This is a genomic window from Pseudomonas sp. GW822-FHT01E03 (assembly GCF_058802985.1).
In genome coordinates this window covers 54,370-76,660 of the sequence record NZ_JBXAOQ010000001.1, presented here as the reverse complement: position 1 = coordinate 76,660, position 22,291 = coordinate 54,370, and the positions used below count along the sequence as shown (strand labels likewise).

General features: G+C 59.2%; 20 protein-coding genes and 1 pseudogene. 15 read left to right on the top strand and 6 right to left on the bottom strand.

The window, feature by feature from the left end; genetic code table 11:
• Window positions 1-254 precede the first annotated feature (254 nt).
• The 6 genes from AC1RP7_RS00360 (at window position 255) to AC1RP7_RS00335 (ending at window position 4,947) form a co-directional block, all read left to right on the top strand.
• Entirely contained in the window at window positions 255-875 is a 621-nt protein-coding gene (locus AC1RP7_RS00360) for a hypothetical protein (protein ID WP_057716608.1), read from the top strand.
• A gap of 118 nt (window positions 876-993) precedes the next feature.
• Window positions 994-1,200: a hypothetical protein gene (locus AC1RP7_RS00355; RefSeq protein WP_489340574.1), complete on the top strand. Its 207-nt coding sequence runs from the start codon at window positions 994-996 to the stop codon at window positions 1,198-1,200.
• A gap of 271 nt (window positions 1,201-1,471) precedes the next feature.
• A complete protein-coding gene (locus AC1RP7_RS00350) occupies window positions 1,472-1,912 on the top strand; it encodes an Ohr family peroxiredoxin (protein ID WP_090455118.1) in 441 nt (146 codons plus the stop codon).
• A 78-nt stretch (window positions 1,913-1,990) separates the two neighbouring features.
• A complete protein-coding gene (locus tag AC1RP7_RS00345) occupies window positions 1,991-2,443 on the top strand; it encodes an Ohr family peroxiredoxin (protein ID WP_057714894.1) in 453 nt (150 codons plus the stop codon).
• A 127-nt stretch (window positions 2,444-2,570) separates the two neighbouring features.
• Window positions 2,571-3,029 carry a MarR family winged helix-turn-helix transcriptional regulator gene (locus AC1RP7_RS00340; protein ID WP_493180882.1) on the top strand — a complete coding sequence of 153 codons (459 nt, stop codon included), beginning with the start codon at window positions 2,571-2,573 and terminating at the stop codon, window positions 3,027-3,029.
• A gap of 412 nt (window positions 3,030-3,441) precedes the next feature.
• Window positions 3,442-4,947 carry a multiheme c-type cytochrome gene (locus AC1RP7_RS00335; RefSeq protein WP_493180883.1) on the top strand — a complete coding sequence of 502 codons (1,506 nt, stop codon included), beginning with the start codon at window positions 3,442-3,444 and terminating at the stop codon, window positions 4,945-4,947.
• Between the two features lie 65 nt (window positions 4,948-5,012).
• Here the strand turns inward: AC1RP7_RS00335 and AC1RP7_RS00330 are convergent, their stop codons facing one another.
• Window positions 5,013-5,183 carry a hypothetical protein gene (locus tag AC1RP7_RS00330; RefSeq protein ID WP_493180884.1) on the bottom strand — a complete coding sequence of 57 codons (171 nt, stop codon included), beginning with the start codon at window positions 5,181-5,183 and terminating at the stop codon, window positions 5,013-5,015.
• A gap of 32 nt (window positions 5,184-5,215) precedes the next feature.
• Window positions 5,216-8,119: a multicopper oxidase domain-containing protein gene (locus tag AC1RP7_RS00325; protein WP_493180885.1), complete on the bottom strand. Its 2,904-nt coding sequence runs from the start codon at window positions 8,117-8,119 to the stop codon at window positions 5,216-5,218.
• Window positions 8,120-8,507: 388 nt separating this feature from the next.
• On the opposite strand from AC1RP7_RS00325, the pseudogene AC1RP7_RS00320 reads away from it, so the two are divergent.
• The 8 genes and pseudogenes from AC1RP7_RS00320 to AC1RP7_RS00285 form a co-directional block, all read left to right on the top strand.
• Window positions 8,508-8,699: pseudogene (locus AC1RP7_RS00320) on the top strand (LysR substrate-binding domain-containing protein); the annotation flags it as partial.
• Window positions 8,700-8,905: 206 nt separating this feature from the next.
• On the top strand, window positions 8,906-9,583 hold the full coding sequence (locus AC1RP7_RS00315) for a thermostable hemolysin (RefSeq protein WP_150813190.1): 678 nt from the start codon (window positions 8,906-8,908) through the stop codon (window positions 9,581-9,583).
• Complete coding sequence (locus AC1RP7_RS00310) at window positions 9,573-11,054, top strand: AMP-binding protein (protein ID WP_493180886.1); 1,482 nt, start codon at window positions 9,573-9,575, stop codon at window positions 11,052-11,054. The genes AC1RP7_RS00315 and AC1RP7_RS00310 overlap by 11 nt, the downstream gene beginning before the upstream one ends.
• Window positions 11,051-11,725 (top strand): iron-containing redox enzyme family protein, encoded by a 675-nt coding sequence (locus AC1RP7_RS00305; protein ID WP_489340579.1) that lies wholly within the window; start codon window positions 11,051-11,053, stop codon window positions 11,723-11,725. The genes AC1RP7_RS00310 and AC1RP7_RS00305 overlap by 4 nt, the downstream gene beginning before the upstream one ends.
• The gene (locus AC1RP7_RS00300; protein ID WP_493180887.1) at window positions 11,712-12,521 is read left to right on the top strand and encodes an SDR family oxidoreductase; all 810 of its coding nucleotides are present in this window, start codon (window positions 11,712-11,714) and stop codon (window positions 12,519-12,521) included. Before AC1RP7_RS00305 ends, AC1RP7_RS00300 begins: the two co-directional genes overlap by 14 nt.
• Entirely contained in the window at window positions 12,518-13,162 is a 645-nt protein-coding gene (locus AC1RP7_RS00295; RefSeq protein ID WP_493180888.1) for a tetratricopeptide repeat protein, read from the top strand. Before AC1RP7_RS00300 ends, AC1RP7_RS00295 begins: the two co-directional genes overlap by 4 nt.
• A gap of 11 nt (window positions 13,163-13,173) precedes the next feature.
• Window positions 13,174-13,836 (top strand): response regulator, encoded by a 663-nt coding sequence (locus AC1RP7_RS00290; protein ID WP_493180889.1) that lies wholly within the window; start codon window positions 13,174-13,176, stop codon window positions 13,834-13,836.
• The gene (locus AC1RP7_RS00285) at window positions 13,833-15,200 is read left to right on the top strand and encodes an ATP-binding protein (protein WP_493180890.1); all 1,368 of its coding nucleotides are present in this window, start codon (window positions 13,833-13,835) and stop codon (window positions 15,198-15,200) included. Before AC1RP7_RS00290 ends, AC1RP7_RS00285 begins: the two co-directional genes overlap by 4 nt.
• Window positions 15,201-15,291: 91 nt before the next feature.
• On the opposite strand, the gene AC1RP7_RS00280 is transcribed toward AC1RP7_RS00285, so the two are convergent.
• Window positions 15,292-16,209 carry a LysR family transcriptional regulator gene (locus tag AC1RP7_RS00280; protein ID WP_057714883.1) on the bottom strand — a complete coding sequence of 306 codons (918 nt, stop codon included), beginning with the start codon at window positions 16,207-16,209 and terminating at the stop codon, window positions 15,292-15,294.
• Window positions 16,210-16,291: 82 nt separating this feature from the next.
• Between AC1RP7_RS00280 and AC1RP7_RS00275 the strand changes: the two genes are divergently transcribed.
• Entirely contained in the window at window positions 16,292-18,082 is a 1,791-nt protein-coding gene (locus AC1RP7_RS00275; RefSeq protein ID WP_493180891.1) for an acyl-CoA dehydrogenase C-terminal domain-containing protein, read from the top strand.
• Window positions 18,083-18,148: 66 nt separating this feature from the next.
• Here the strand turns inward: AC1RP7_RS00275 and AC1RP7_RS00270 are convergent, their stop codons facing one another.
• The 3 genes from AC1RP7_RS00270 to pdxR all read right to left on the bottom strand — a co-directional run bounded on the left by AC1RP7_RS00270 (window position 18,149) and on the right by pdxR (window position 22,157).
• The gene (locus AC1RP7_RS00270) at window positions 18,149-19,414 is read right to left on the bottom strand and encodes an MFS transporter (protein WP_057714881.1); all 1,266 of its coding nucleotides are present in this window, start codon (window positions 19,412-19,414) and stop codon (window positions 18,149-18,151) included.
• Window positions 19,415-19,465: 51 nt separating this feature from the next.
• Window positions 19,466-20,536 carry a sugar phosphate isomerase/epimerase family protein gene (locus AC1RP7_RS00265; RefSeq protein ID WP_493180892.1) on the bottom strand — a complete coding sequence of 357 codons (1,071 nt, stop codon included), beginning with the start codon at window positions 20,534-20,536 and terminating at the stop codon, window positions 19,466-19,468.
• 112 nt (window positions 20,537-20,648) lie between these two features.
• Window positions 20,649-22,157 carry a MocR-like pyridoxine biosynthesis transcription factor PdxR gene (gene pdxR / locus AC1RP7_RS00260; RefSeq protein WP_057714879.1) on the bottom strand — a complete coding sequence of 503 codons (1,509 nt, stop codon included), beginning with the start codon at window positions 22,155-22,157 and terminating at the stop codon, window positions 20,649-20,651.
• Window positions 22,158-22,291 lie beyond the last annotated feature (134 nt).

The following is a 22,291-nucleotide window of genomic DNA, read 5'->3' as shown; positions in this document are numbered from 1 at the left end:
ATGCGCATGGGGATTTTTTTTACCTGAGACCTGGAGTGATAGTATGTCGTCATCACTGACTTGCTGGGCGAGTCGCTCTCTCTTGTAATACCAAATTATTTAGTTGATTCAATCAATGCGAACTTGATCGTGCAGGCGCAATTAATTAATTAATTCGCATGCCTGGGGCATGGTCAATTTGCACTGCCGCAATAAGTGGAGATGTAATCTTGGATATTAGTACAATTATCGGCCTGATCGGCCAGAAAGAATCCATGGAGTTTTTGCGTTTAGGCGTTGTGTACGTTCACCTGTTGGCTTGCTGCGTAGCTATTGGCCTGGTGTTTGCCAGCGACGCGGCAATGGTAAAGGACTTATTGAAAGGTCGCGTGTCGTCGGGGCACGATAATGAACATATGGCCAGTCTTCAGAAGTCTGTTTCCAATGCGTTGATCTTCTTGTGGGTCACCGGAGCTGCGATTATAGGTATTGATTACCTTGAAAAAGGCATGACCTATTTTGCCAATCCGAAACTTCAAGCAAAAGTTATTATTGTATTGTTGCTGACGTTCAACGGCATGTTGTTGCACCGCTATGTATTGCCGGCAATGCTGAAGGCCGGTTCGCTGCTTGATCTACAGATCAATGTGCGAATGTTTGCCCTGTTCTCTGGCGCACTGTCGGGCGTGTCCTGGTTGTATGCCGCCATGCTCGGTGTCGGTCGACCGCTGGCCTGGAAGTATTCGCTCACCGAGTTGCTGATGGCCTATCCGGTGTTGATCGTGCTCGGCTTTGCGATGATGGTGGCGCTGACCCAGTGGGCGCGTAAGCGCAACGAAGCAACTCCGGTTCAAGAAACTTCGTGGTTGTTTGCGGGTATTCCTGCGCTGCGCTGAACTGACGAGACTCCAGGAAAAGACGGGTGAACCTGTCTGAACCTTTCAAACATCAGACCCCCTCCTTGTGAGGGGGTTTTTTGCGTGTGGGGCTCAGGAAATCAAAGAACCGGCTCGAATGGCCGGTTTTTTTTCGAGTGAAAAACGTCCATTTCACTTCAGCGCCAAAGCGTTGATCGTCATGGGTGAAAGCGATCCGATGCGCGTAACCAGGGGCTCCGGAGGGCCGGACGGTGAGAAGCCCATCATCCTTTCCGCAAGGGAGAGGGTAGCGAGGTTGATCTCGCGTCTACCGCTCATCGGCAAGGCACAAAATAAACTTTGACATCATTGGTGCTTTGGTTGAATATTCATACATCGCATACGATCTAATCGGTGGCGATTAAAAGTAATGACAACCCCTGCCGTTTGGAGACTCAGCCATGAACACCGGAAGCCGCCGCACAATGTTTATCTCAACCGCTCACGCTTCCCATGGCCAAAACGGCAACAACTGGATCATTGCACACGCCATTTGATGAACGTTGTCTTTTTAAATGTCATAAATATCGCATACGATATAATCGCACGAAAAATCAAATCCTGAGGAAGTCCCCATGAGCAAGATCGAAAAAGTACTGGCAACCGGCAAAACCCACACCACCCACAGCGGTGTCGGCGGTCACAACGGCAACCTCGATATCGAACTGTCGTCACCGGGTTCCGCCCAGCCGGCCCACGTCTTTACCGCTACACAGCCGCACCCGAAAGCCGAGCAACTGTTTGCCGGTGCCTGGTCTGCCTGCTACACCGCGGCAGTGGGGCTGGTGGCCCAGGAGCGCAATATCGTGTTGCCGGCGGATATGGCCGTCGACATCGAAGTGGACCTGGGCCAGACTGGTCTGGCCTATTTCCTTCAGGCCCGACTGACCCTGCGAGTGCCAGGGCTGGCACAGAATGTCGCGACCGAACTGGCGCACATTGCCGATTCCATCTGCCCTTACTCCAAAGCCACACGCGGCAATATCGACGTTGCCCTGAACGTTATTACGGCGTGATGCCTGGATGCGTCACTAATATTGCATGCGATAAAAGCGTGCACGAACATAACTCACTGTAATCCTGAGGGAATCATCATGAGCAAGATCGAAAAAGTACTGGCCAGCGGCAAAACCCACACCACTCATAACAGCGCGGGCAACACCTCGCGCGGTCATAACGGCAACCTCGATATCGTGCTGTCGTCCCCCGGCAGCGATACACCGGCACACGTGCTCACCGCCGTCCAGCCGCACCCGAAAGCCGAGCAACTGTTCGCCGGAGCCTGGTCGGCCTGCTACATCGCAGCGGTGGGGCTGGCCGCCCAACAGATGAAGGTGACACTGCCGACCGACACCGCCGTCGACATTGAAGTGGACCTGGGCCAGACCGGCGCAGCTTACTTCCTCCAGGCCCGACTGACCTTGCGGGTGCCGGGGCTGGACCAGGGGGTGGCGACCGAGTTGGCCCACAACGCCGATGCAATCTGCCCTTACTCCAAGGCCACACGCGGCAATATTGATGTCGACATCAACGTCCTGACGGCATAACCCACTACACGGCCAGCTCACCGGGGATTTCCCCGGTGAGCTGGCCGTCGGCGTTTATACGCACTTCCGATACCATCGCGTACGATGTATAGTTTCGGTCTCGCAAGATTGAGCCAGGAGAACGCCCATGAAAAACACCGACAAGACATCCGCCCTGGATCTCAAACTCACCGACTTCCTGTGTTTTGCGGTCTATTCCACCAACCTGGCCTTCGGCAAGGCCTATAAGCGGATGCTCGAACGGCTCGGCCTGACCTATACGCAATACATCACCCTTGTTGCGCTTTGGGAGGAGGACAACCAGACCGTTGGCAGCCTCGGCGAAAAGCTGTTTCTCGAATCCAATACCCTCACGCCGATCCTGAAAAAGTTGGAAGCGATGGGTTATTTAATGCGCCAGCGCGACCCGGAAGACGAACGCCAGGTGCGGATCAGTCTGACCAAAGAGGGGCGAAAACTGCGCGAAGGTCTCACCGAAGACGGCTTCCCGCAAACCGGTCTTGATCCCGACGACTTCGTGCAGATGCAGAAGGCCATTGTGAAGTTACGGGGCAATCTCATTCGGTCGACCAAGGACAGAGAGTAAGTCGTATCGAGTAAAGTGAGTGGCCCCGGATTTGCGAGGTGCACCCCGCAGAGAAACCCTGGTCCTCCCGTCTGACACCCCCCCGATTCGGAGTGAGCCCCCCACTAATGGGGGCTATTGCTCAGCGGTATTCGCATGTTCATTAACCGGTTACTTCAATCGCTGGCCAATGTTTGCGGATCTTTCAGGTCACCACGCCTATTTTATACAACGCTGGCAGAGTAATTGCTGAGTGAGCTTGTCCCGTTCATGCAAGGTGCAGGGCCGGGATGCTGTGGAGCTGTCAGTACTCCATTGAGTGATTGTCTGTAGCCATCGGTTTGCATCACGAAGTAGCCCTGGCTTCTCAATACCGGGCCTACTCAATAGAAGTACTGCGGTCATCCTCTGCAACCGTCCAGGGGAAATGCTTATGAGCCACTCCAGAAATACGTGTGCACAGGTAGCGCTGCACCGGTTGTGCTTTCTAACCTGTCTGCTGACGGTAACGCTGGTGGTGGCTGACGAACCTCAGGGCAATGACAATCAAAACAATGAGAAGTGGCTGGAGCCGGCACGCTCCAGGCTCATGCATGTGATTGGCGCGATGCCGTTCTTTCCGCATCGGGCCAATACCACCGGCAACCTGGTCTTGAATGTGAAGGACTTCGACAATGCCCAGGTCTGTGGCGCTTGCCATACGGAGATCTACAGGCAGTGGCGCTCGTCGATGATGTCCCAGGCCTGGGATGAGCCCATCTATCGGGCCTTGCTCAAGCGTGCGAGCGCGGCCACCGAGGGCAAGGTCGATAACTTCTGCACCGGCTGCCATACCCCGATCGGTCTCACCACCGGGCAGATCACTTCGCAAGTCAACCGCTCCTCGATTGAAGACAGTGCGAAGAATCATCCGATGCCCGGGGTCGATTGCGACACCTGCCACAACATCAGTGCCCGCACGGGCCTCGATAACGGCGCCTATGTTCTGAGCCCGCGAGCGCACGGCAAACCGACCAAGTTCGGCCCGCGCAAGGATGCCGTTTCGCCTTATCACGACACCGTGTATTCCGCTCTGCACACGCGCTCGGACTTTTGCGGCACCTGCCACAACGTCACGCACCCGTTCAGCAGCGTGGCGGTGGAGCGCACTTATGACGAATGGCAGGAGAGCACCTACAGCCTTAACAATGTGACCTGCCAGAGTTGCCACATGCCGGGCTTTGCGGGCAAGGCCGCGATCATGGGGCCAGACCGTAAGGAGGTGGCCTCGCATTGGTTCAGCGGAGCCAACGCGACGATGCTCAAGCATCTTGGTCAGGAGGAGGGCGCGCAACGCGCACGCGACATGCTCGCGCGCGCGGCGCAAATAACGTTCCAGCAACTGCCGGCCGCCATCATTCCCGGACAATACGCCTCGGTAGCCGTCAAAGTGACCAACGTCGGCGCCGGGCACAAGCTGCCAACCGGTTTTCCGGAGGGGCGGGAGATGTGGATCGATTTTCGGGTGCAGGATGCCAGTGGTCGCGAGCTCTATCGCCTGGGTTCGATCAAGGACGGCAAGACCGAAGTCAACACGCGAAATTTCAAAGTGCACATAGGCGACAAGAACGGCAATCCGTTGGACGTCGAGGTCTGGAATGCCACGCAGATACTCTCGGACAATCGCATTCTGCCCAAGGGCTACAATATCGGGGAGTTCTCCTTCCTGGTGCCGGCCGACGCCGTCGGACCGCTGACCCTGACAGCTGATCTGAACTACTGGCCGTTTTCCCAGAAGCTGGCCGACTATCTGCTTGGCAAGGATAAGCTGCAGGTGGAAATCACCCGGATGGCCAATGTCACGCAGAGCGTACCCCTGTCGACCGGATCCGATACGGCGAAGCGAGTGGTACCCGCGAAGTTGAAACTCGACGACGCTAGCGCTTACTACAAAGAATGAACATGTCATTACCATCGTCGAACAGGTAACGCGTCTCGGACAGCCACTGCATCCAGTAACTCGCGCTATAGCAAATGGGTCTTGTGGGGCTGGTAACTGCGCAGCAAATCAATATGCAGACTGTGCCGGCCCAGTACCCGTCGAAGTCTGCCAACCATGTCCGCACCGTCGACTTTCAAGCCGACCTGGCGCAGGCACACCTCAACCAGGATGTGCCCACGCGCGGTCAACTTCACCGCATTGCTCAGATAGTTGAGCAGAGACGCCGCTAGCCTTTGCCTCCGCTAACACCGCTGCCGCTACTACCGCTACTACCGCTACCGCTACCACTGCCACTGCTATCTTCCTGGTTATTGTCGACCTCGACCTGTGGCCCCACACCATCTCCCGTACGGAATGTCGGTAACGCAACCGAGGCCACGAATCTCACGCCGTCCCAGCTTGGCAATGGAGTGGGCATCAATTGGAACTGGCCCGGGTGCTCAGAGTCCCAGCGCAGCAGCATCGACGTGTCCTCATGCTGTGTGTTGTGGCAGTGCTCCATGTAGGTACCGGCAAACTCACGGATGCGGATGGCCATTTCGACATTGTCGAGGCTCTCAGGATGACGACCTATATTGTAGATATCTTTGCGCGCCCCTTTTTCCCATTCGGGTGGTGTCTTGCCACCTCGAGTGAGAATGATCCCTTCCTCGAAGTGCACATGCACCGGGTGACTCCAGCCGTTGCCGCCGTTTTCGATCTTCCAGATTTCCAGCGTGCCTTCACCCTTGAACCCTGCCGGTGTCGGGCCAGTGGCCAGTTGTGGCGCGGCTGAAATCCGACGCGGGTCCATGTTGAAGCCTTCGCCGCCATCGGTCTTGATCGTCCAGGGCTTGAAATCCGTGCCGTTGGAGCGGCCAAAGATAAAGGTGCGGTGCCGCGCCTGGGCAAGCCGGGCGATATCGGCAGGGTCATCACGGTGCAAGGGCAGGGGGATCATGAACTTGCCCTCGGGCTTGCCAGGCTTGGCGGGCTCGAAGTCGACCGGATTCATGCTGACATCCTGGCCGGTGTAAGGCTGGACGTTCAGTTGCATGAACACGCCCACGCCCGGGTCACCGTTGACCCACTGTGGCCCGTGGCTGGTTTGCCTGACAACGGGCAGGTACTTCCCGGAGAGTACATCCGCCAATGGAATGTCACGTTCGGGACGCTTGCCGTTTTCATGCTCCTCGATGTTGACGAAGAAAATCCTGTCGCCCGGCTTGATGCCGTTTTTCGCGAAGTCGACGACGATGTCATAGCGTTCGGCAATGCCCTGTATCGGCAAAATGGCATTGTGGTCCTGTGTGTCGCCGTCGCCATCGAGGTCCAGGCTGCCATCGAACGGCACCGCGTGCTCCATGATATTGCCGTCGTTGGCAATCATGTGGAACGGCACCCGGTTGTATGAAACCCCGGAGCTTTTCGGGCCAGGAAACTCGCCACCATTACCATTGACCTGACGCACCAACGCCAGCTTGAAGTAGCGAGAGACCGATCCGTTGAGAATGCGCAAACGGTAGCGGCGGGCACGCACGTCCAAGTAGGGCTTGTACTCCCAGTTGGTCAGGACCTGATCACCGAGAAAACCGTCGGTATTGAAGGGGTTGAACCACAACTGGCCGGCCTTGTCCCAGGCCTTGTCGGCGATCGTCAGGTTGACGTCATAGTCGCGGTTACCCCACCCCAGCCCCGAACCGCTGGGCAGGCGCAGGTTGACCCCGTCATCGACCGACTCGTTGCCACGATCCACGGCGCTGTAGTAGTTCATCATCGTGGCATTGCCCTTGTAGACATTCTGCGCGGTGAAATCGAGCATGTGGTCGTGGAACCAGTGGGTGCTCATGGTTTCGCGCCAGTCGCCACGGATCTTGATGGTGCCGCGGTCGCAGGTCTTGAAGCCGGGGTTGGCGTCGTTGACGAAAAGCTTTTCACCGGGGTCGCACGGGAACGCCGCACGCGGATCCTGAGCGCTGGTATTGATGCTGTCGTAACCGGCCAACTGGATCGGCCAGCGGTAGTCGTAGTACTGGCCCGGGAAGAAGAACGCGTTGGCAAAGCCATCGCTTTCCGCGGGCGAGTGGCCGTTATGCTCGTGGGTGGAGATGGTGTGCAGGCCAAAGCCCCGGTTGGCCGATGGGTCAATGGGCAAGGCATCGTAATGACGCATCAGCATCGCCTGGCCATAGCGTACTTGCAGCAGTTTGGGCGGAAAGGTGCCGTCGAATGTCCACAGCGCATTATGGTCCTGGACAGGGAAGTTGTCGTGAAATTGCACTTGTATGCCCTTGGTTGTGCCCTCGTTGGCCGGGTTGCCGCTGGTGTTGTGATAGAGCCCGCCTGGCGCAAATTCCCCCACGGCGTAGTTATGCCGTTGCATACGATCTCGTAAGCCGCTGTTGACGTGCGCGCCTGCTTGCACAGTCTTGAAGGCGTTGCGCGGGAAAAACTCATTGAAACGCTGGTGCGACCAACCTTTTCCCGGTGGCCGGCCTTCTGCGGGCGAATCGACTCGGCGATTGAGGAAATCCTCGATCTGCGCCTTCCACGGGTTGCGGTCCAGTACGTTGGAGAACTCTGTCGGGAAGGGCGTCAAAGCTGGCTGCCTGAGAAAGGCATCCAGCGCAGCCGGCGACGGGCCGCTACGCGCCACCTTCAAGGGATCCTGCGCCGGTGCGGGGCCCAGCGTCGGAACCGGAAACGGAACAGGTGATGGAGGGTCGGCCGCATCCAGTTTGTTCGAGCCGAACTCCTCGAAAAGCTCGAGCTTCTGTGTGAACGGTTGAACCCCGAACACCGGGCTGGCATTACCGTTAGTGGGGATGTTGAAGCTGGGTTGCAGATCGGGTGGCAGCACATTGTCGACCAAGGGGGTCTGGCGGTTACCGGCCACACCATTGGGTAAGTCGAAGGCGCCGACGTTTGCGGGAGGCTGCTTGAGCAAGTCCCTCAATGCGGCATTGGGGTCGGCGGGCGGATTGGTGAACGCCGATGGGTCGGTAGGAGGCGGGGGATCGGTGTTGTCGAGGGGGACTGCCTGGGTCTGGGACAAGCCCAGCCCCAACATGATCGCGGCAGCAGAGATACTCAGCGCCAGCCTGGTTTTGGACAAAAGACTAGGATTCAACCTTCCGGTATCCAGTTTCATCGCAAACACCTCTGACGGGTTCCTCGGAGCGTGGCAATAGATGAGCAACGAGCCACGGCTCCTGGCCCGGCTGGCGAAATGTTTGATTTCGAGCCGGGATGGGAACGATGCAAATTTCCCGCCGAAAGTGACAGGAGGTGACTAATGGCTCTACGCCACGCCCCCCCCCTTGTCCGCGGGCTTCAAGCTGGCGTATGGGCAGCCAGGATGAATACCCCGATGACGGGGAATATTCCCCAATAAAGGTGTAATTGTGCGGGGTGTCTGGGTCAGGAGAAGTGGCTGTTTTCTGAATGTATCGATGACCGGCTGCTTTCATTCGTCCCGACTTCATCGGTGCCCGCTGTTGGCAGAAGTGACTAGTGCGTGAGGGCAGGGATACTGACCACTGGACCTGGGTATCGTTTTGCTGCCCGAGGGCATCGCTGAGCAAGACCTGATCAATGGAAAGCTGCTTAGGGTCTTGCCTCAATGGCACGCCACTTCGGTTTCAGTGTATGCGCTGACCGAGACGCGCCTGTTGCCGGCGAAAACCCAGCGCTTCATCGAGTTTTTGCGCGATCAACTGGAAGGCGCATAAGCGTCCGTGCCATGAGTAACTGTGGCGAGACAGTCGGGGGCTCCGGTTAAACCCCCGTATTTGTTGGCCTAAGTCCGTTCCTGAAGCAGGCCATGGCATGTCATTACGGACTGTCACCCAAGGCGACAATCGTTTTTTCACCTTCAGACTTCGTTAAGAAATGCCTTTGATACTTCTCCCCAATTGATCCGGGGGAGATGTTTTCAATGTCCGATTTCAACTGGAACGTTCAGTTGCCGCTGCACTTTGGCCTGACCGAAGCGCAGCAGATGTATCTCGTCAGGGCCTTGCCGGACGCCCCGCAACGAAGCGCCTTCGAAGCCTTTATCCAGCAACGCTTTCGTAAGGCCCACGGTGCCGATATTCGCCACTTCATGCCGGAGCTGTTTGGCATGAGCGAGGCGTCCGGCGCGCTTTGCGCGGTGATTGGCGTGCGTCTGGCGCGCAGCGGACCGCTGTTCCTGGAAGGTTACCTGGACGATGCGATCGATCCGCTGATCAGTGCCGCGGCCGACCAGACCGTAAGTCGCTCAGCCATCGTAGAGGTAGGCAATCTGGCTGCCAGCGACACCGGCAGCGCACGGATGAGCATCATCGCGATGACCTACCTGCTGGCCATGGGGGGGCTGGAATGGGTTGCCTTCACCGGGAACCTGGGGCTGGTCAATAGCTTTCACCGCCTTGGCTTGAAGCCCGTGACCCTGTGTGCTGCCGACCCGGCGCGTCTGGGCGAGGACCGCCACGCATGGGGCAGTTACTACGAAAGCAAACCGTGGGTTCATTTCGGCAATGTTCGCTCCGGTTTCATTCATTTGCGCAACATTGGCCTGTTCAGTCGCCTGGGCTTGCCGACCTCTATTGAAGGGGCCTGCCATGTCGCCTGAAATGGAGCGCTTCAAACAGACCCTGCGTAATCATGCTGAGCAAAAAACCAACGCCATTGCGTTGTGGGGCGATCATCTGAAGCTGGACTACGCCACGCTGTATGCCGAGGTCATTTTTCGCCAGCAGCGCCTGCGCGATGAACGGGTCAGGGTGGTCGCCCTGGCGCTGGACAATGGCGTCGAAGCTCTGCTCTGGGACCTGGCCGCGTTGTTCGAGGGTTTGACCTGTGTAGCCTTGCCGCCTTTTTTCAGTCCGGCGCAACGCAGGCATTGCCTGGAGCAAAGCCAGGCCGAGCTCGTCATTGCCGAGCCGCAATTGCACGACGAACTGCTGGCGACCGGGTATCAGAAGTGCGGCGAGTTCTGGCACCGCACGTTCAATGGCCCGAACCGGATGCTTGAAGGCACTGCCAAGTTGACCTTCACCTCGGGCACCACAGGCACACCCAAGGGCGTGTGCTTGAGTGCCGACAGCATTCTGCGGGTCGCTCACGAGTTGCACCTGGCCAGCAAACCCACCGATCCGCAACACCACATGGCGCTGCTGCCGCTGGCCATTTTGCTGGAGAACATCGGTTGTTACGCTGCACTGTATGCCGGCGCCACCTTGAGCCTGCCCGGCCCGAAAACCCTGGGAATTGAAGGCGCCAGCGGTGTGGATGTGTCGACATTGTTGAGTTGCCTGGCCAGCCGATCGCCCCAGAGTCTGGTTCTGGTACCGCAGTTGTTGCTGATGCTGGTCAACGCTGCCGAGCAAAAGGCTTTCGACCCACAGCACCTGCGTTTTGCCGCCGTGGGCGGTGCCCGGGTCAGCGAGGATCTACTGCATCGCGCCCAACGCGTGCGCATACCCGTCCATGAAGGTTACGGGCTGTCGGAGTGCGCGTCGGTCGTGTGCCTCAATCGCCCGCAAGCACGGCGCCCCGGCAGTGTCGGACGGCCATTGCCCCATGTGGAGATTCGCCTGGCGGAGGACGGCGAAGTGCTGATCAAGGGTTCAACCTTGCTGGGCTATCTGGGAGAGGCGCCGCACACCGCCCAGTGGTGGCCCAGCGGTGATCTCGGCGAGTTCGACGCCGAGGGTTTTCTCTACCTCAAGGGACGCAAGAAACATCAGTTCGTCACCAGTTTCGGGCGCAACGTGAACCCCGAGTGGGTGGAAGCCGAATTGACCCAGCGCGGGCCTGTCGCCCAGGCCTTCGTCTATGGCGAGGCCATGCCTCACAACCATGCGCTGCTCTGGCCCCATCGCCCGGACTGCACCGACGAACAACTGGCCGCCGCCGTGGCCCAGGCCAACGAGGCTTTGCCCGAGTACGCCCAGATCCACCACTGGAGCCGGCTCGACCAACCCTTCACTGCCACCAACGGCTTGCTCACCGCCAATGGCCGGCCCCGCCGTGACGCCATCGTCGAACGCTACCGGGGGCAATTGAGCGAATCTGCATTTTCCGAGGAATCCGCACCATGAGTTTTTTTGACACGTTGCAAAAAGCCACTGAGCAAGAACGCATTGAGTTGTTCAACCTGCCGATCATCCGTGATGCGCTGGAGGGCGACGTCAGCCTGGAAAGTTACCGGGCCTTTCTGGCTCAGGCCTATTACCACGTGCGCCATACCGTGCCGTTGATGATGGCCTGTGGTGCGCGGTTGGCATCACGTCTGGAATGGCTGCGCGAAGCGGTATGTGAATACATCGAGGACGAATACGGCCACGAACAATGGGTACTCAATGATATTGAAGCCTGCGGCGGTGACAGAGCCGCTGTACGGGACGGACGCCCGTCATTGCCGATCGAATTGATGGTCAGCTTCCTCTACGACCTGATTGCCAGGGACAATCCGGTGGGTCTGTTCGGCATGGTCAACGTACTTGAAGGCACGAGCATCGCTTTGGCGACCCACGCCGCCGGCAGTATTCGCCAGCACCTGGACTTGCCGGAAAGCGCCTTCAGCTACCTCAGTTCCCACGGCTCACTGGATATCGAACATATGCAGACCTACCGTCGACTGATGAACCGTCTGGATGACCCGGGCGACCAGGCCGCCGTCATTCACGCCTCCAAAGTGGTGTACCGGCTCTACACCGATATGTTTCGTGGCTTGCCGCGTAACGGGGAGAACCTGCATGCGCCTGTCTGAAACTCGCGTCGTGTTGACCGGTGCCAGCGGCGGCATCGGCCTGGCCATTGCCACCGCACTGTGCGCCAGTGGTGCCCAGGTGTTGGCCGTGGCTCGGCATCGGGAACCGTTGGTGCCGCTGCTTGAGCGTTATCCCGGTAACCTGAGTTGGGTCCGTGCAGACCTGACGTTGCTCTCCGACCGCCGTCAGGTGTTGGCGCAGGCCCAGGGCATCGGTGGCATCAACCTGCTGATCAATGCCGCCGGGGTCAATCATTTCGCCATGCTCGAACAGCTGGACGACAGCGAGATCAATTCGATGCTCGCGGTGAACATCAGTGCGCCTATGTGCCTGACAAAACTTTTGTTGCCGCAGCTAAAGCAAGCCGCCAGTGCCATGGTGGTAAACGTCGGTTCGACCTATGGCTCCATCGGCTACCCCGGCTACGCCAGTTACTGCGCCACCAAGTTTGCCCTGCGCGGGTTCTCTGAGGCCCTGCGCCGGGAGCTGGCCGACACTCGGGTCAGTGTGCTTTACGTCGCCCCGCGAGCGACCCGTACCAGCATGAACAGCCCGGCGGCCCAGGCGCTGAATGATGCGCTCAAGACCAATGTCGACGATCCGCAAGCCGTGGCGGCCGCAGTGATTCACGCCATTGCCGGTGACCGTCGCGACTTGTACCTGGGCTGGCCCGAACGTTTTTTTGTACGCCTGAACAGCTTTTTGCCCCATCTGGTGGACCGTGGGTTGCGCAAACAATTGCCCCTGATCCGCCGCCTGAGCCACAAACCCGACCAGGAGAATGTCAAACCATGAGAAAGATCATCGCTTGCCTACTGCTTGGCGCAATGAGCCAGAGCGTCTGGGCGCTGGACCCCGCCGACCAGCAGCGCCTCAACGGTATCCAGCAAAGCTGGGCGCACATTCAATACGAGTTGCCCGAGGGGCAACGGACCGCGGCTTTTGAAAAGCTGGCCGCTCAGGCTTCGAGTTTCAAGCAGGAGCGCCAAACGGTGGCTGAGGCCTGGATCTGGTCTGGCATCGTCACCAGTAGCTGGGCGGGCGCACAGGGTGGGCTGGGTGCGCTGAGCAAGGTCAAGGATGCGAAAGCCGATCTGGAAACAGCCTTGACCCTGGACCCCAAGGCCCTGCAAGGCTCAGCCTATACCAGTCTGGGGGCCCTCTATGACCGCGTACCGGGCTGGCCCATCGGTTTCGGCGATTCGGACAAGGCCGAACAGTTGCTCAAGCTGGCATTGCAAATGAACCCCAACGGCATCGACAGCCTGTACTTCTGGGGCGATCACCTCTACCGTCAGAAGCGTTATGTTGAAGCCAGGGCAGCGCTGCAAAAAGCCTTGCAGGCTGCGCCTCGACCTGGCCGCGAGAGCGCTGACGTCGGGCGCCGCAAGGAGATCGAGGCGCTGTTGGTGGATGTGAACAAGAAACTCGGCTGACAGGAGACCCTGTGCGCTTATTACTCATAGAGGATGACGTGGCGCTCGGCGAGGGTATTCATCAGGCCCTCAGCCGGGAAGGTTATACGGTCGACTGGTTGCAGGACGGCAGCAGCGCCTTGCACTCGCTGCGCAGTGAAATCTTCGATCTGGCGGTGCTCGACCTTGGCCTGCCACGCATGGACGGTCTCGAAGTGCTCAGGCGCTTGCGTGACAGCGGTTCCAATCTGCCGGTGTTGATCCTGACCGCGCGCGATGCCACCGAAGACCGTATCGCCGGTCTGGATGCCGGCGCCGATGACTACCTGATCAAGCCTTTCGACCTGGCAGAATTGAAGGCGCGCATACGTGCGTTGCTTCGTCGCAGTGCCGGGCGTGGACAATCGCTGATCGAGCACGCAGGTATCAGCCTGAACCCCGGCACCCAGCAAGTCAGCTACAAAGGCGAGCCAGTAGCCCTGACACCTAAGGAATACCAGTTGCTCCACGAACTGCTCTCGCCACCGGGTCGGGTAATGACTCGCGATCATCTGATGCAGTTGCTGTACGGCTGGAACGAGGAGGCCGAAAGCAACACCCTGGAAGTGCACATCCATCACCTGCGCAAGAAGTTCTCCACCGATCTGATCCGCACCGTCCGTGGTATCGGCTACTTGGTGGAGGAGCGTCGATGAGCTCTATCCGGCGTCGGACCCTGGTCCTGATCATCGGCCTGATGCTCGCTGGCCTGGCCGTGATCAGTGTGTTGAATCTGCACGACAGCAACCACGAAATCGCCGAAGTCTATGATGCCCATCTGGCCCAGAACGCTCGCCTGCTACAAGGCGTCATGCGTATGCCCATGGTGAGCAAGGAACATGCGGATCTGTACAAGGCTTTCAATCAGGCCCTGAACGAGGCGACGCCCGGGGGCGAGGGACATCCGTATGAAACGAAAATTGCGTTTCAGGTCTGGAACGCCAGGAACGAAGTGCTGGTACATACGGCCAGTTCTCCGTCCTTCAGCACACCCGCGGTCACACCAGGTTTCAGCGATGTAGTCGACCTGAACAACCGGCATTGGCGTGCCTTCCTGCTTGTAGACAAGCAGAACAACCTGCGCATCTGGGTGGGCGAACGGGACGACGTGCGAATGGACTTGGTGGACCGCATCGTACGCCACACACTGTGGCCCAATATCCTGGGGAGCTTGTTGCTGGCCGCCATGATCTGGCTGGCCATCGGCTGGGGACTCAAACCACTGGTCAATATGGCTGCAACGCTGCGGGCCCGGCATCCCGGTTCACTCGAACCCTTGCAATTGACGCCGCTACCCACTGAGCTTGAGCCCATGCAGGCCGCCCTCAATCGTATGCTCGCGCAAATTCAGGACGTCATGGGGCGCGAGCGACGCTTTATCGCCGACGCCGCCCACGAAATGCGTACACCACTGGCCGTGCTCAGGATCCACGCTGAAAACCTGATGGCGGCGGGGAGTGAAGCGGATCGTCGCGCATCGCTCGAATTCTTGATTGCCGGCGTGGACCGTACCAGCCGACTGGTTAACCAATTACTGACGATGGCTCGTATAGAGCCTACAGCAGGGACTAAAGCGCCTGTGCCTATTGATCTGGCCAGCACCGTTCGCGATAGCCTGGTTCAGTTGACGCCCTGGCTACTGAGCAAGGGGCTCGAGCTGGTTTTTGATGTCAGGGACGACATCAGTCTTGCCAGAGTCGACCCCGCTGCGATCGATATTGCCTTGAACAACCTGGTGACCAATGCGGCGAATTTCTCTCCCCGGCACGGAGTGATCACCGTCAGGCTCGTAGAAAAGGAAAATAGCTACGAACTGACTGTCGAAGATGAGGGGCCGGGCATCAATGAGCAGGATCGTGAACGGCTTTTCGAGCGTTTCTACAGCAGCGGAAATCATCAGGGTGCAGGGTTGGGGCTGACTATCGTCAAGGCCATTGCCGATCGCTTTGGCGGGCAGATCAAACTGGAGAACCGCAGCCCTGGAGGGTTACGCGCTACGTTAGAAATTCGTCGCTCTTGAAGTTGTTCCTGGTGTTGTCTGGCGCAACCGAAAAAACACTTCGGCAAAATCCTGGCGTTGGCTCAGGCAAGGCGTTATGCCGGGCGTCCGTTCAGGCCGGCCGCACCGCCAGGATTTGCTCGATCAGCCACGCCAGCGCCGGCTCATGTTGGCGTTGCGCCAGATACACCAGTTCGAGGTGGAACGAGCCGACGTCGAAGGGCAGTTCGAACACCTGTAGCGGTAGCAACTGCGCGAATTGATTGGCCAATTGAGTCGGCAGGACGACGCTCAAGTCCGAATGGGCGACCAGGTGCGCCGCCTGCAGGTAGTTGGGCGTGGTGTAGACGATTTTACGCGACAGGCCTTGCTTGCCCAGCCATTGGTCGACCATGCCGCGCGACTGGCCGCCACTCACCCAGAGATGGCGCAGCCCCAGAAAGTCATCCAGTGTGAGTGTGTTGTGTGCCAGCGGATGTTGCTTGCGCACGGCCAGCCGCAGGGTTTCGCTGTGCCAGGCCCGGCGGGTGAAACGCGCCGGCACTTCTTCGAAGCGTCCCAGAACCATGTCCAGTTCACCCCTATCCAGCAGTTCGGCAGGAAGGCTGGGGGCCAGGTGAGCAACGTCGATACGCAGGTTTGGCGCCAGCTCTCCCAGGCGTGCCAGCAAGGGCGGCATGCACAGCTGTTCGACAAAGTCGGTCAGGGCGATGCGCACCTGTTGCTGGCTCAGGCGTGGGTCGAAGGTTTCCCCGGCATTGAGTGTCTGTTCGATCTGTTGCAAGGCCGCGCGAATCGGCCCCTCAAGCGCCAGCGCCCGGGAGGTGGGTTGCATGTGGCGGCCAACCCGCACCAGCAAGGGGTCGTCGAACAGTGAACGCAGGCGGGCGAGGGCGTTGCTGACGGTGGGCTGGCTGAGGGCCAGGCGCTCGGCCGCTCGCGACACGTTCTGTTCGCGCAGCAGCATATCGAGGACGCGGAGCAAATTCAGATCGAAGCTTTTTAAATTCAAATTACAAATACCAGGCATATGAAAATGAAATTTCAAAAATAGTAGGCGCCTGCTTAGGGTGACGGCAATCTTTTCCACTGCGCCAACCCATGAGGCCGACATGAATTATCAAGCTCCCCTGCGCGACATGCGTTTTGTGCTGCACGAACTGTTCGATGTCAGCGGCCATTGCGCGCGGTTGAACAATGGGCTGGACCGGGAAACCATCGACGGCGTCCTCGAAGAAGCCGCCCGCTTCGCCGCCGAAGTGGTCGCGCCGCTGAACCGCAACAGTGACGAGCAGGGCTGTCAGTTGATCGACGGCCACGTCACAACGCCCCAGGGATTTCGCGACGCCTACCGGCAGTACGTTGATAACGGCTGGGCGAGCATGACCGGACCGCTGGAGTTCGCCGGCCAGGGTTTCCCGCAGCTGATTTCGGCCAGCTTCCACGAAATGCTGATGGCCGCCTCGTTGTCGTTTCGCATTTATTCCGGCCTCACCGAAGGCGCGGTGCTGGCTCTGCATCGCCATGGCAGCGAGGCGCTCAAACAGGCTTACCTGGAGAAAATGGTCAGCGGTGAATGGTCCGGTACCATGTGCCTCACCGAGCCCCAGGCCGGTACCGACCTTGCCCTACTGCGAACCCGTGCCCAACCTCAAGCCGACGGCAGCTATCAGGTCAGCGGCAGCAAGATTTTCATCAGTGGTGGCGAGCAGGACCTGACCGCCAACATCGTTCATCTGGTCCTTGCCCGTTTGCCGGATGCACCGGCCGGGGTGAAGGGCATCAGCCTGTTCCTGGTTCCCAAGTTCATGGCCGCTGCCGATGGAACTCCGGGGCCGCGCAATTCGCTGAGCTGTGGCGCACTGGAACACAAGATGGGCATCAAGGGCGCGTCCACCTGCGTGATGAACTTCGACGGCGCACAAGGCTGGTTGATCGGTGAAGCGAATCAGGGGCTGGCCTGTATGTTCACCATGATGAACGATGCACGCTTCCAGGTTGGCTTGCAGGGACTGGGCATCGCCGAGGCCGCCTTCCAGGGTGGCCTCGCTTATGCCCGTGAGCGCCTGCAATCGCGGGCCATCAGCGGCCCGGTGGCGCCGGACAAGAGCGCCGACCCGATCATCGTGCACCCCGATGTTCGGCGCATGCTGCTGACGCAAAAAACCTTGAGCGAAGGTTGCCGCTTGCTCGCGGCCTACACCGCCCTGCAACTGGATCTGGAACACGGCGACCCGCAACCCGAGGCTCGCCAGAAGGCGAGTTGTCGGGCAGCGCTGCTGATTCCGATCGTCAAGGCCTTCTTTACCGACGTCGGCCAGGAAGTCGCCAGCCTGGGCGTTCAGTTGTACGGCGGCCACGGTTACATCCGCGAGTGGGGTATGGAGCAGTTGATGCGTGACAGCCGCATCACTCAGCTATACGAAGGTACCAACGGTATCCAGGCGCTGGATCTGCTGCGGCGCAAGGTGCTGGGCGACGGCGCAACGGAACTGGGCGCCTTGATCGATGAGCTGGCCGTGCATGTCGACGCGGCCGGCTCGCAAGCAGCGCTGAGGCAAATGGTCGAGGCAATGCAGCAGCGTCTCGCCGAGTGGCGTGAACTGGGTACCGAGGTGGTCGAGGCGTGTCGGCGTGATGTGCAGGAAATCGGCGCCATGTCGGTGGACTTCCTGGCGTACAGCGCTTACGTGCTGGTGGGCGGGCTGTGGTTACAGGCGGCTGTGCGTGCCCAAGCGGCACTGGATGCTGGTACCGACGAACCCGGGTTCTATCGGGCCAAGCTGCAAGCGGCGGATTTCTACTGGCGCCGGGTGCTGCCCCGTGCCAGTGGCCACCGCGAAAGCCTGCGGGGCGGAGCCCATTGCCTGATGGCCATGGACGAGGCCGATTTCGCCTTTTGATGGCAGCACAGTGCGGCGGTAACCGAGAGACCCCGGTTACCGCCGCACTGCATGCACCGTCTATGTTCAGGCTTGCGCGGCGCTGACCTTGCCAGTGATCGTGGCATTCTTGCGGACCGCTTGATACAGCAGGCTGGACACCATGAACCCGACAATGGCCAATACGCTCATCAACGAGAACACGTAGTTGTAGCCCTGCTGACCCGGGAAGTGATCAAGGATGGCGCCATAGATGACGTAGGCGAACATGCCGGGCGCATAGCCGATCAGGCAACCGATCCCGAAGGCTGAACCGGTGATGTGCTGGGGAATGCCGACTTCACCCATGGGTGCCCAGAACACGCCGCGCATGGAAAAGACAATCAGCGCGAAGGAGAGGGTGGCCGCCATGCCTGCGTAGATGAAGTCCGGGCTTTTCGGGATGAGCATGATGACACCCATCAGCGGCAACAACGCCAGGAATGCCCACTTCAGATAGCGGCTGGAACTCTTGAACTGTTTGTCGGCAATGAAGCCACCGGCAGGGCCGCCCAGGATCTTGAGGAAGTACTGGTTGATGATGCCGTAGGCGCCCACCAGGGCCACGGGCAGCTCGTACATTTCCTTGAGGTAGGGAATGAAATAGGTCAGGCCGCAGTACACGATGTAGACCATGAACACGTTGAGGCTGACCAGCCAGATGCCCGGCACCTTGATGGCCTCGAACAGGTTCGACAACCCGTTCTTCGGCTTGACGGTCGACTGGGTTTTGCCGCTCTTGAGCAGCAGCCAGGTCAGGGTACCGGCAAGAATGTCGATGACCGAGTAGAACAGGATCGCCGATTTCAGACCGTTTTCACCGGAGCCCATGGCGACGAAGACGCCCAGCGCAGAGAAGGCGACCAGGGTATCGATGACGCCACGCCCGCCTTCGAGCAGGCCGAACAGGCGACCCTGTTCCTTATCGTCGCCCAGGTTGCGGATGGCTTTGAGCAGCGAAGGCCAAAAGAGGCAGTCGGCACACACGGCCAGCAGGCAGAACACCACCAGCAGATTGCTGAAGGGCGGGAAGGTCGCCAGGTACAGCCCGAGGCCGCCGGTACCGATCAAGCCAAGGGGGATCAGCTTGCGCGTGTCGTACCGGTCGGCAAGCATGCCGCCCACCACGAACAGCGCAGTGGCGATGATGGCGTTGGCGCTCAGCAGCACGCCGATTTCAGTGTGGGACAGCCCCATGAATTCTTGCATGGGGATGTAGAAGGCGTCTTTGAGATTCGCCAGCTTGTAGATGGTGCCACCACCGAGGATGAGAATCAGGAATCTGAGCCATTTGGCCTTGTCTTGGGATGTCATTATTGTTCTCCAGGCGTTATTGGGTAGGCAGTGCCGGTCGGCACGTCAGGTTCAGGCGTTAGCGCAATGGGCCAGGGTCAACTCGGCCAGGGTGCGGAACTCGGCCAGCAGACCTCGTACGTAGGCGACCTGGTTGTTTGCCCAACGGTGCTCATCGACCAGCATTCGCTCCAGCGAGAAGCCTTCCGGCAGCGCTGTTTCACTCATTTCCCGGTACGCAATGAACGGGTCGGCGGCTTCGTCGAGCTGGCGGAACGCCGGGGCGACGTAGTGGTTTTCCTGCTCCAGGATGAAGGCGATCACTTGCGGGGATGATTCGCCGAGCATCAGCAATTCGAACAACATGCGTGCGTTGGGCAGGTCGTCTTCGTCACAGCCTTGCAGCACACCGTAATGCCCGAAGCCGTTTTGTTCAGGCACGATGCGCACACCCTTGAGGTGGGTCTGGCGTATGTGCGGCGCCAGGGTGCGCAGTGCCGCCAGGGGCTGCTCGCAGGCATTGATCATGTTGCCGAAGTCGAACAGCGCGTGCAGGCGAGGGTGGTTCAGCCGGTTCAGCAGTTGCGCGATTTCGGCGCTTTTGAGTTCTTCATGCTGTTCGAAGTCGAAGAACAGGTCGTGCTCGTCTGCCTGTTGCGCGAGGTAGTGCAGGTCTGACTCGATCACGTCCATGACCCGGGACAACGCCCCTTCGTAGCGTGAGTAGACACGGATGTTGCGGGTGCCCAGCGTCTTGGCAATGGCGATCACTTGATCGACATCTTTTTTCAGCGTGCTGCTGATTTCCAGATGCACATCCAGCCCCAGCGCATTGGCCTTGGCAGCGAACGCCAGAAGCTGCGCGGTTGTCATTTGACTGAGGCTGTTTTCCTCACCGTCGAGCAGGTGCAGGCTCAGGCCCTGCAGTTCGTGGCGATAGGCGAAGTCCAGCAGGTCGCCAGGGGTGACACGGCCGTGGGTCAGGTTGGTCAGCAAGGGGTACGCATGGGCAAACAGGCGCAACTGTGCCAGTCGGTCGAGCAACCGGCGGGCCAGTGCCTCAGTCAGTACGGGGGGAGTTCCGGCCTCGACAGCCTTATGGCTGAGCAAGGCGTTGAATCGTTCCTGGATATTATTGTTCATTCGAGTCGTTCCTGGTTCAGACACCGGGTCTACCGGCGCAGCCTTTATCGCGCCAGTCAGGAACTCTCGATAGATCCATTATCAGTTAAATCATAAGACCACTTGCCTTGGGTCAAGTGGCCGGTTGCAGGTAGCCCATTTTGTCCAGGGCCTGGGCCAGTGCTTCGACGCGCGCCTGGGCCTGGTCCTCGGGGGTGCTGGCAAAACCGATCAACAGCGCCGGTGGCAAGACATGTTCGACGCAGTAGTCACTCAGGGGATAGGTATGAATGTCATGCTGGCCGAGTTCCCTGGCCAGGGCGTCGTCATCGAGATGCGCGGGTAACCAGGCGATCAGGTGCATGCCGGCTTCCACCGGCGTGATCCTGAAGAAAGAGCCCAGTCGTTTCTGCAGTTGTTCGACCAGTGCCTGCTGGCGAGCCTGGTACAGGGCGCGCATTCGACGAATATGGCCGAGAAAGTGGCCTTCGCGCATGAAGTCCGCCGTGGCGGCCTGTAGCAGCGTGGGCGGGCTGCGATCCATGACCGCCCGCAGGGTGCAGAAGGGTTCGATCAAGGCGTTCGGCAGTATCACGTAACCCAGTCGCAGCGAGGGGAAGAGCACTTTGCTGAAGGTTCCGGCGTAGATGACCCGGGCCCATTGGTCCATGGCATAGAGTGCCGGCAGGGGGCGACCGTTGTAGCGAAATTCACTGTCGCAGTCGTCCTCGATGATCCAGCTTTGATTCTGGGCGGCCCAGTCGATGAGTTCCTGGCGTCGCCCATAACTCATGGTGACGCCCAAGGGATGCTGACGGGAAGGTGTGGTAAACACCAGGCGGGCGTCAGGACACAAAGCCAGGCCTTGCCGGACATCGATCCCCTGTTCGTCGATACGCAACGGCACGACCTGACCACCTTGGGCCTGGAGCGCAATTCGCGCCGCGATATGCCCCGGATCTTCCATCCAGAAACTGTCCTGCGGATTGAGCAACAGCATGCCCAGCAGGTTGAAGGCTTGCTGGGCGCCGGACACGATGACCACCTGATCGGCAGTGCAATCGATGCCACGGGCATCGAAGACGTACTCGGCAATCGCCTCGCGCAGGGCCAGCAATCCCTGCAGTTCGCCATAACCGAGCATGGCCTTGGTCGGCTTGTGCAGGTGACGGTTCAACAGCCGCTTCCAGACCGATTGCGGGAATGCATCGTAGGCGCTGTGGCTGGGCAGGAACGAGGTCGGGCTCCCGGTCGCCCAGTCGGCATAGGAAACGCCGCGAAAATGATCGCTGCGCAATGACAGCATGGACTGGCTAAGGTCGGACAGGCGCGGAGGCTGGCGCTTGTGTTCATCGTCTTCAATACCGCGGCTTTCCCATTCATGGCCGACATAGGTCCCGGCCCCGGTCCTCGACGTCAGAAAACCTTCGGCAATCAGTTGATCGAACGCATTGAGAATGCTGATTCGCGACAACTGCAGTTCCTTGCTCAGGGTCCGGGTGGAGGGCAGGCGCACGCCTCCCTGAATCCTGCCACTGAGGATCTGTTTGCGAATCTGCAAGTAGAGTTGGCGGTACAAGGGGATGGAACTGGCACGGTCCAGCTCGATACCTGACAACAGCAAACCTGCGGAGGATTTCATTTTTGGTTCGTCTGGATGAAGTGTGGTTTGACCTGAATTGCCGTCAGGCACCCGGGGGCGAAAGGGTATCGAGGGGGGCTGGATAAGTCATCCACCACAGCGTCAGCGTCTCAATAATATGGCTGCCGAGTACG